The sequence below is a fragment of the Intrasporangium sp. genome (genome assembly GCF_035688975.1).
GTDB lineage: Bacteria > Actinomycetota > Actinomycetes > Actinomycetales > Dermatophilaceae > CALMNV01.
The window spans coordinates 19975-29369 of record NZ_DASSMH010000062.1; the positions used below are offsets into that span (position 1 = coordinate 19975).

The window sequence follows — 9395 nt, forward strand, 5'->3', positions numbered from 1 at the left end:
GTGAAAGGCCCGCAGTGCTCGTCCTCCACGGCTTCTGGTCCACCGAACACGGGCTGTGCCTGTGGGCCGAGGACTCCGAGCGTGCTGTCACGAGTCGCAGCCAGGCCCTTCGGTCCGCACGGCCGCACCCTTTCGCCGCGCCTGCGGACGTCCTGGCCTCGATCCGGCCCGGCAAAGCGGGGGAGGCAACCCTGCGCCTTCCATCGCTGGCCAAGTCCCCGCTCGACTCCCCGGAGCTCGTGCGGGTCAACCCACGAGGCGCGCCCAAGGCCGAGCCCGTCCTGCTGGCCTGGCGGATCCCCACCATCCGTCTCGGCGCCTCCGAAGCGCTCGATTGGCTCGTCGGCCTCGACGACAGCCCCACACCGGGCAGCGACACCGAAGGACGGTATGGCGCGTCGACCCGCTACTTGGCCGAGCTGGCGACCTTCGCCTGCGAGCTGGTCGAACGCCGCCGGGTCCTACCGACGCTGTCCTTCGACGAGGCCGGCCCCGTGGCCCACTGGAGGCCCGTGCTGCAGGGTCCGGATGTCGTCGCCTTCGGCGAGCTCGTCGCCGCGATGCCTCCGGCGTGTCGAGCCGAGCCCGGCGCAGGCGACGCGTATCCCCTCGCGGCAGCCACGCTGCATACCCTTGTCGACGCCGCCATGCGGCAGGAGCTTCCACTCGACCTCAGCCTGGTGCCGTCGCGGCGCGGGCGGCGCCCCCGACAGCTACCGGCCAGCGAGGCGTGGCTCACCGCGCTCACCGCCGGCGATGGCCACTTCGACGCTGACGACGACGACCTTGCGGCCCTGAAGGCCGCCCTGCGGCCCTGGGACGAGGTCGGCACCGGCCAGGTCGGTCCGGCGCGGGCGACCTTCCGCCTTCGCGAGTGCGACCCGCAGCACGACGGGCACGACTGGCTCGAGGACGAAGCAGCAGCTGACGGCGGCCAAGCCGATGATGCTGCCGGCCACAAGGTCGCCGAGACCGCACCGACGACGTGGCGCCTGGAGTTCCTCCTCCAGTCGACGACGGACCCGAGCCTGCTCGTGCCAGCGGCACAGGCGTGGACCGACGACGGGAGCCTGCGCCGCTGGCTCGACCGCCCGCAGGAGCTGCTGCTCGGCGAGCTGGGCCGCGCCAGCCGGATCTACCCGCAGCTGGCCGCTGGACTGCGGCAAGCGGCGCCGGAGATGGTCGAGCTCGACGTCGAGGGCGCCTTCCACTTCCTGTCGGTCGCCGCCCCCGCGCTGGACGAGTCGGGCTTCGGGGTGCTGCTCCCGTCGTGGTGGGACCGGCGCCCCCGGCTGGGGCTCAAGGCCACGGCGAGCACCCCGAGCGACACACCGGTCACCGGAGGCACCTTCGGCCGCGACGCCCTGATGAACTTCCAGTGGCGGCTCGCCATCGGCGACGACACGCTGACCGACGACGAGATCGCCGCGCTGGCTGAGGCCAAGGCACCCCTTGTCCGGCTCCGCGGGCAGTGGGTCGCGGTCAACGCCGACCACCTCCGGCGGGGCATCGAGTTCCTCAACCAGCCGGCCAGGCCCAGGACCGCAGCCGAGGTGCTGGCGCTGGCCGCCGCCCATCCCGACGATCTCGACACCCCGCTGCCGGTCACGGGCGTCACCGCGGACGGCTGGCTGGGCGAGCTTCTCGCCGGCAGCCCACCCAGCACGTTGACGCCCGTCCATCCTCCCGAGTCCTTCACCGCAACGCTGCGTCCCTACCAGTCGCGCGGCCTGTCCTGGCTGGCCTACCTGGCGGCCTTGGGGCTCGGCGCGTGCCTCGCCGACGACATGGGCTTAGGCAAGACGGTCCAGCTGCTGGCTCTCGAGTCCGCGCACCGAGCCGCGAACCCCGACACGGGGCCCACACTGCTGCTCTGCCCGATGTCCCTCGTCGGCAACTGGGAGCGCGAGGCCGCCAAGTTCGCGCCCCAGCTGCGCGTCCATGCACACCATGGCCGCGACCGGCTCCGGGGCGATGCCCTGCGCGACCAGCTGGCCGCGACGGACCTCGTCGTCACGACCTACCCCACGGGCATCCGCGACATCGACGAGCTCGCCGACCTCTGCTGGCACCGCGTCGTGCTCGACGAGGCGCAGGCGATCAAGAACAGCCTGTCGCGGACGGCCAAGGCGACGAGACGGCTCCAGGCTCGCCACCGCGTGGCGCTCACCGGGACCCCGGTGGAGAACCGGCTCTCCGAGCTGTGGTCGATCATGGAATTCCTCAACCCCGGCCTGCTCGGGTCGTCAGAGCTCTTCCGCACCCGCTACGCCATACCCGTGGAACGGCACGGCGCCACAGAGCCGGCCGAGCGCCTGCGCACCGTGACCCAGCCCTACATCCTGCGCCGGCTCAAGACCGACCCGACCATCATCGACGACCTGCCCGAGAAGCTCGAGATGAAGGAGTACTGCCGCCTCACCGTCGAGCAAGCCTCTCTCTACCAGTCCATCGTGGACGACATGATGGACAGGATCGAGAACTCCCAGGGCATCGAGCGGCGCGGCAACGTGCTCGCCGCGATGACCAAGCTCAAGCAGGTGTGCAACCACCCCGCCCAGGTGCTCCACGACCGGTCCCCGGTCGGAACCCGCTCGGGCAAGGTCATCCGGCTCGAGGAGCTGCTCGAGGAGATCCTCGCCGAGGGCGACCGTGTCCTGTGCTTCACCCAGTACACCGAGTTCGCCGAGCTGCTGCTGCCCCACCTGTCCGCCCGGTTCGACACCGACGTCGCCTACCTGCACGGCGGCACGCCGAAGCAGCGGCGGGACGAGCTCGTGAGGCAGTTCCAGTCCGGCGAGGGCCCGCCGATCTTCCTGCTGTCGCTCAAGGCCGGCGGGACCGGCCTCAACCTCACCGCCGCGAACCACGTGATCCACCTGGACCGGTGGTGGAACCCGGCGGTGGAGAACCAGGCCACCGACCGGGCGTTCCGTATCGGGCAGCAGCGGCGCGTCCAGGTCCGCAAGTTCATCTGCACCGGCACCCTGGAGGAGAAGATCGACCAGCTGATCGAGGAGAAGATGGCCCTGGCCAACCTCGTCGTCGGCGACGGCGAGGGGTGGCTCACCGAGCTGTCCACCGGCGAGCTGCGCCGCCTGTTCGCCCTGTCCAAGGACGCCGTCGATGACTAGGTTCTACCCGCCGTCCACGCCCCGCGCCGTCGAGGGCGGCATCGTCGCCCGCAGCAAGCGTGGCGCCATCGCCCAGCACTGGTGGTCGAAGCGGTTCATCACCGTGCTCGAGGGCATGGGTCTGGGCAGCCGCCTGCAGCGGGGGCGGACGTATGCCCGCAAGGGCCAGGTCGTCTCCCTCGAGATCGAGGCCGGCTCCGTCGCCGCGCAGGTGCAGGGCAGTCGGGCCCGGCCCTACCGCGTGCGCATCGGCGCGAGCGCCTTCGGCAAAGCCGAGTGGGCCCAGATCGAACGGCAGCTCGCGGGCAACGCGTGGTATCTCGCCAACCTCCTGGCCGGGGAGATGCCCGACGACATCGAGGACGTCTTCACCGGAATCGGCCTGTCGCTCTTCCCCACCAGCGCGTCAGATCTGTCCCTGGACTGCTCCTGCCCCGACTGGGAGGTGCCGTGCAAGCACCTCGCCGCAACCTTCTACCTGTTGGCCGAGTCCTTCGACGAGGACCCGTTCCGGATCCTTGCCTGGCGCGGCCGGCACCGTGACGACCTGCTCGGCAACCTGCACGCGGCGCGCACCGACAGCCCCCGAGGCACCGACGACCCGCTCGCCGCCGGCCCGCCGCTGGAGAGCCTCCTGGGCAGCTTCTTTGCGCCCCAGGGCCCGGTGCACCGGTCACGCTCGAGCGCTCAGTCACGAGCGTCGCTCCTCGACCAGCTGCCCCCAGTCGAGGTCGCCGTGCGCGGACGCACCCTGCCCGACCTGTTGCGCCCCGCCTATGAGAGCCGGGCGGCGCCCGGCGAGGCCTGACCGTACTCTGGCGCCTGACTATGACCTGCCGGTCCCCGGTGCCGGCTCGTCGGCGCCAGCCCGACATCGGCGCGACGAGGCTCGCCCGCTCGCCCCTCGTCCTCCGGCCAGGCTGCACCGCATCCCCACGCAGGCGCCCAGGCCGCCTGGGCAGCTCGGCTATGCCGTGGCGTAGAGCTCCGCGGCGACGGCCATGTGCTCGTCGACCACGGCCACGGCAGCGGCCACGTCGCCCCGCTCGATGGCGTCGACGATGGGGGCATGCCGGTCCCGGGACATGATGCCCGGCAGCTGCTCGACGTCATGGCTCATGATGGCCACCCGGATGCGGCCCTCGAGGTGGCGCCAGCTCTCGACGAGCATGGGGTTGCCGGCCAGCTCGCACAGCAGCAGATGGAAGCCGAGGTCGGCCTCGACCCGCTCGGCGAAGCCGCCGCTGCCCTCGGAGAGCCGCGCGAGCGCCGCCCGGAGCGTCGTCACCGCGACGTCGCGCTCGGGCGACCCGATGATGGTGGCGACGGCGAGTCCCTCGAGTGCGGCCCGCACCTGGTAGAGGCCGCGAACCTCCTTGGGGCTCAAGGTGTTCACCCTCAGCATGCCCCGCTGCCCGGCGACGACCAGGCCCTCCTGCTGGAGGTGGCGAAGCGCCTCGCGGACCGTGCCCCGGCTGATCCCCAGGCGGGCAGAGAGCTCGACCTCGCCGAGGTGGTCGCCCGGGCGGTACTGCCCCGAGGTGATCGCCCCCCGCAGCGCCTGCAGCGCCCGCTCTCGCAGGGTGCTGCGGTCAAGGTTGGGCAGCGGTTCGACGGTGGACAACGGGCCTCTCCTCCTCCACGACCGCTCCATCCTAGCGACGACTCTCGACTGGCGACTGTCAACAGGCGCCCCGTATGCCGCCGGCCACGGCTCCGCGGCATACGGGCTTGACACGCCCGGGCGCCTCAGTCACTCTTAACTCCTGAGTGTTAACAGTCAACATAGCGGTCGCGGGCGGCCCGTCGGCCGAGGACGCTCGCACCACGTCGCAGCGCCAGGACCTTCTCAACGTCGAGATACGGAGCAAACAGCAATGGCCCGAGAGCACCCCCTCCCCGAACCGCCCCTGAGCCAGGTGGCCCAGTGGCACCCGGTCGAGGGCACGCCGATGAAGAAGCGGGTTGCCATCGGCACCTCCGTCGGCGCGACCATCGAGACCTACGACTTCATCGGGTTCGGCACCGCCGCGGCCCTCTACTTCAACCACGCGTTCTTCCCCGCGAGCGACCCCCTCTCGGGCACCCTGCTGTCCTTTGCCACCCTGGGGATCGGCTTCGCCGTCCGCCCGCTCGGCGGGATCGTCGGCGGCTACCTCGGCGACCGGATCGGGCGCAAGCCGGTCCTCGTCGGCTCGCTGCTGCTCATGGGCATCGCCACCGTGATGATCGGGCTGCTGCCCACCTACCAGCAGGTGGGAGTCTGGGCGGGCATCCTGCTCGTCGCCGTCCGCGTCATCCAGGGGCTCGCCTTCGGCGCCGAGTGGGGCGGCGCGATCCTCATGTGCTTCGAGCACGCGCCGTGGCGCAGACGCGGCCTCTACACCGGCATCACCCAGGCCGGGTTCCCGGTGGGGCTGCTGCTGGCCAACCTCGCCTTCCTCGCGAGCGTCCCGCTGGGCGGCGAGTGGGCCTGGCGGGTGCCCTTCCTGCTCAGCTCCGTGCTCATCGTCGTGGGCATCATCATCCGGCTCAAGGTCGAAGAGTCGCCGGAGTTCGAGGAGCTCAAGGAGGAGGGCGAGATCGCCAAGAACCCCCTCAGCGAGGTCATCCGGGACGACTGGCGCACCATCCTGCGCGCCTTCTGCCTCCGCGTCGCCGAGACCGCCGGGTATGCCGTGTCGGTGACCTTCATGCTCTCCTACCTGGCCAGCGAGAAGCTCGCCGGCCGCTCGGTCAGCCTCACCGGGCTGCTCATCGCCGCCGCGCTGGGGATCGGCGCCACGATCGGGTGGGGCGCGCTCACCGACCGGGTCGGCCGTCGACCCGTCTACCTCGTCGGCACGGCGCTCACGCTGCTGTGGGGCGTCCCGCTCTTCCTCCTCGTCAACACCGGCGCCGCGACCGCGATCGTGCTCGCCTTCGTCGTCAGCTACGCGGTGTGCCAGAACTGCCTCGCCGGCGTCCAGGGAGCCTGGTTCTCCGAGCTCTTCCACGCCCGCACCCGGACCACCGGCGCGTCCCTGGCCTACCAGCTGTCGGCCGTCGTGTCCGGCTTCACCCCGCTCGTCGGCACCGCGCTCTATGTGGCCGTCGGTTGGGTCGGGCCGGCGCTGCTGCTAAGCGGCTACGGCCTGCTGGGGCTCCTCGCGACCCTGTTCACGAAGGAGACCTGGGGCGCCGCGGAGCGCGAGGAGGTCGCCGTCACCGAGCGCGCCGCCCGCGCCGGCACCGGGCACGGCAGTGCCGCCCGGTCCGGAAACGCCACCGGGTCGGCGGCTCCCGCCTCCGGCACCTCCCTCGCCCGATGACCGGCGCCGCCACCAACGAGAGGAAGTGACGCCATGACGTCCCTCGACACGCACGAGGCTGCCTCGCCAGCCGCAGCTCCGGCCGAGGAGCGGATCGAGCGGCTCAAGGCCGCAGCCGGCCGCATCCGGGGCTACGCCCTCCACATGGGGGAGGTGCAGGGCCAGGGCTACATCGGGCAGGCGCTCGGCGTCGCCGACGTCCTCGCCGTCGTGTACGCCGACCAGCTGCGGCACCGCGCGAAGGACCCGCACTGGGAGGACCGCGACCGGTTCCTGCTCTCCATCGGGCACTACGCCATCGCCCTGTATGCCGCGCTCGCCGAGGCCGGCACGATCCCGGTGGACGAGCTCGACACCTACGGGTCGGACGACTCACGCCTGCCCATGTCGGGGATGGCCAGCTACACCCCCGGGATGGAGATCTCCGGGGGCTCGCTCGGCCACGGCCTCACCGTGGCGACGGGGATGGCCCTCGGGCTGCGCCACCTCGGCAACCCGGCCCGCGTGTTCAACCTGCTGTCCGACGGGGAGCTGGACGAGGGGTCAACCTGGGAGGCGGCGATGGCCTGCGCCCACCACGGCCTCGACAACGTCACCGCCATCGTGGACGTCAACGCCCTCCAGGCCGACGGCCCAACCGCCGGCGTCCTGCGCACCGAGCCTGTGCTCGACAAGTGGGAAGCCTTCGGCTGGAAGGCGATACGCGTCGACGGCAACGACATCCCCGCCCTGGTGGCCGCCTTCGACGAGCTGCGGGAGCACCGGGGCTCCCCGTCGGTGCTCATCTGCGACACCCGCATCGGCTACGGCGTGCCCCTCCTCATGGAGCGCGAGAAGGCGCACTTCATGCGCGTGGAGGAGCACGAATGGCAGATCACCCGTGCACAGCTTCAGGAAGGGCTCTCCCGATGACCGCCACCCAGACCCCCGTCTCGGCGGGCACGGCCCGCCCCGGGCCTGCCAGGCTGAAGACGTCGGCGATGATCGCGTCCTTCGCCGACGCCGACCAGCGCACCACACCGGCACCCTTCGGGCACGCCCTGGCACAGCTCGCCGAGCAGCGCAGGGAGATCGTCGGGCTGTCGGCCGACCTGGCGAAGTACACCGACATGCACATCTTCCGTGACCGGCATCCGGACCGGTTCTTCCAGATGGGCATGTCGGAGCAGTCGATGATGGGGGCAGCGGCGGGCCTCGCGGAGGTCGGCCTGGTGCCGTTCGCCTCCACGTACTCGGTCTTCGCCACCCGCCGTGCCTACGACTTCCTGTGCCTCGACATCGCCGAGCCCAACCTCAACGTCAACGTGGTCGGCGCCCTGCCCGGGCTCACCACCGGCTACGGGCCAAGTCACCAGGCCACCGAGGACCTCGCCATCCTTCGCGGCTGCCCCAACCTCACCATCGTCGACCCCTGCGACGCCGTCGACATCGAGCAGGCTGTGCCGCAGCTCGCCGACCATGCCGGACCCACCTATCTCAGGCTGCTGCGCGGAGCGGTCCCCCGGGTGCTCGACGAGTACAACTACCGGTTCCAGCTCGGCAAGGCGGCCGAGCTGCGCACCGGACGTGACGTGGTGCTCATCTCGACCGGCCTGATGACCATGCGCGCCCTGCAGGCAGCCGCCCGGCTGGAGGCCGACGGCGTCGACGTCGCCGTGCTGCACGTGCCAACCATCAAGCCGCTCGACACGGCGGCGATCATCGCCGCCTCGCGCACCGACCGGCTCGTCGTGACCCTCGAGAACCACACCATCGTCGGCGGCCTCGCCGAGTCGGTCGCGTCCACCCTCGCCTTCGCCGGCGTCGGCACCCGCGTCCTGCCCATCGCCCTGCCCGACGAGTTCCTCGCCGCCGGGGCACTGCCCACGCTCCACGACCGCTACGGCCTCTCGACCGACGCCGTCGTGGCCAAGGTCAGGGCCTCCCTGTAGCAACCCGACTCCCAGCGAGTCTGACGAACCATCCACTCCCAGAAGGATCTTCCCATGTCTGTCTCTGACCTGACCGCAGTCGTCACCGGCGCCGGCTCCACCCGCGGCATCGGGCGCGCCACCGCGCACGCCCTCGCCGCTGCCGGCTGGAACGTCGCCATCCTCGACCTCGACGAGGCGAGCGCCAAGGACGCCGCCCACGACGTGTCCCAAAGGAGCGACGCCCAGGCCTGGGGCCTCGGCTGCGACGTCACCGACGAGGCGTCCGTCGAGGCCGCCCTTGCCGTCCTGGCCGGCACCGGCACTCCGCCCGTCGGCGCCTTGGTCAACAACGCCGGCATCACCTCCCCCACCCCGTTCCTCGAGGTGAGCGGAGCGGAGTGGGACCGCATCTTCGCGGTGAACGTGCGCGGGGCCTACAACCTCACCCGACGCGTCGCCCCCGGCATGGCCGAGCGCGGCTTCGGCCGCATCGTGTTCCTGTCATCGGTCTCCGCCGAGCGCGGCGGCGGCGTGTTCGGCGGCGTGGCCTACTCCGCGGCGAAGGCGGCGCAGCTCGGCTTCGCCAAGGCGCTCGCGCGCGAGATCGGCGCGAGCGGGGTGACCGTCAACTCCGTCGCCCCCGGCCTGATCGACACCGACATCACCGGCGGCGCGCTCGAGGGTGAGCGCAAGGACCAGCTCGTGGCCGGCATTCCCGTCGGCCGCACCGGCAACGTCAGCGACGTCGCCGACCTCGTCACCTACCTCTGCCGCGAGGAGTCCGGCTACATCACCGGCGCGACGTATGACGTCAACGGCGGCTCCCACATGCACTGAAGGTCGGCGGCAGCCCGTGGGTCGGATCTCCCGCGCCCACGGGCTGCTCCGTGGCACGAGCGGCTGGGCTGGAGGGCTTGACAGGACCAGGCGTTGGGTTCTACAACTGTTTCCAGCGAAACCCAACGTGAGATCCAACGATCCTCAACCGGAGCTCCTGTGCCACGATCCCTGCTGGCCGGCATCGACGCCGGGACGAC

Annotated in this window: 7 protein-coding genes; 6 read left to right on the forward strand and 1 reads right to left on the reverse strand. The window is 71.4% G+C overall.

Going from position 1 to position 9395, the window contains the following annotated elements; genetic code table 11:
- The first annotated feature begins 14 nt into the window (after window positions 1-14).
- Both VFJ94_RS06435 and VFJ94_RS06440 read left to right on the forward strand, forming a co-directional pair.
- Window positions 15-3134: a DEAD/DEAH box helicase gene (locus VFJ94_RS06435; RefSeq protein WP_325003371.1), complete on the forward strand. Its 3120-nt coding sequence runs from the start codon at window positions 15-17 to the stop codon at window positions 3132-3134.
- Window positions 3127-3942: an SWIM zinc finger family protein gene (locus tag VFJ94_RS06440; protein WP_325003372.1), complete on the forward strand. Its 816-nt coding sequence runs from the start codon at window positions 3127-3129 to the stop codon at window positions 3940-3942. Before VFJ94_RS06435 ends, VFJ94_RS06440 begins: the two co-directional genes overlap by 8 nt.
- A gap of 159 nt (window positions 3943-4101) precedes the next feature.
- On the opposite strand, the gene VFJ94_RS06445 is transcribed toward VFJ94_RS06440, so the two are convergent.
- The gene (locus tag VFJ94_RS06445; protein ID WP_325003373.1) at window positions 4102-4758 is read right to left on the reverse strand and encodes a GntR family transcriptional regulator; all 657 of its coding nucleotides are present in this window, start codon (window positions 4756-4758) and stop codon (window positions 4102-4104) included.
- A gap of 253 nt (window positions 4759-5011) precedes the next feature.
- Between VFJ94_RS06445 and VFJ94_RS06450 the strand changes: the two genes are divergently transcribed.
- The 4 genes from VFJ94_RS06450 to VFJ94_RS06465 are packed head-to-tail and all read left to right on the forward strand — an operon-like array spanning window position 5012 to window position 9195.
- On the forward strand, window positions 5012-6445 hold the full coding sequence (locus VFJ94_RS06450) for an MFS transporter (RefSeq protein ID WP_325003374.1): 1434 nt from the start codon (window positions 5012-5014) through the stop codon (window positions 6443-6445).
- A gap of 33 nt (window positions 6446-6478) precedes the next feature.
- Window positions 6479-7357 (forward strand): transketolase, encoded by an 879-nt coding sequence (locus tag VFJ94_RS06455; RefSeq protein WP_325003375.1) that lies wholly within the window; start codon window positions 6479-6481, stop codon window positions 7355-7357.
- Window positions 7354-8376, forward strand: coding sequence for a transketolase family protein (locus VFJ94_RS06460; protein ID WP_325003376.1), 1023 nt, complete (start codon window positions 7354-7356; stop codon window positions 8374-8376). The genes VFJ94_RS06455 and VFJ94_RS06460 overlap by 4 nt, the downstream gene beginning before the upstream one ends.
- A gap of 54 nt (window positions 8377-8430) precedes the next feature.
- Window positions 8431-9195 carry an SDR family NAD(P)-dependent oxidoreductase gene (locus VFJ94_RS06465; RefSeq protein ID WP_325003377.1) on the forward strand — a complete coding sequence of 255 codons (765 nt, stop codon included), beginning with the start codon at window positions 8431-8433 and terminating at the stop codon, window positions 9193-9195.
- Window positions 9196-9395: the final 200 nt, after the last annotated feature.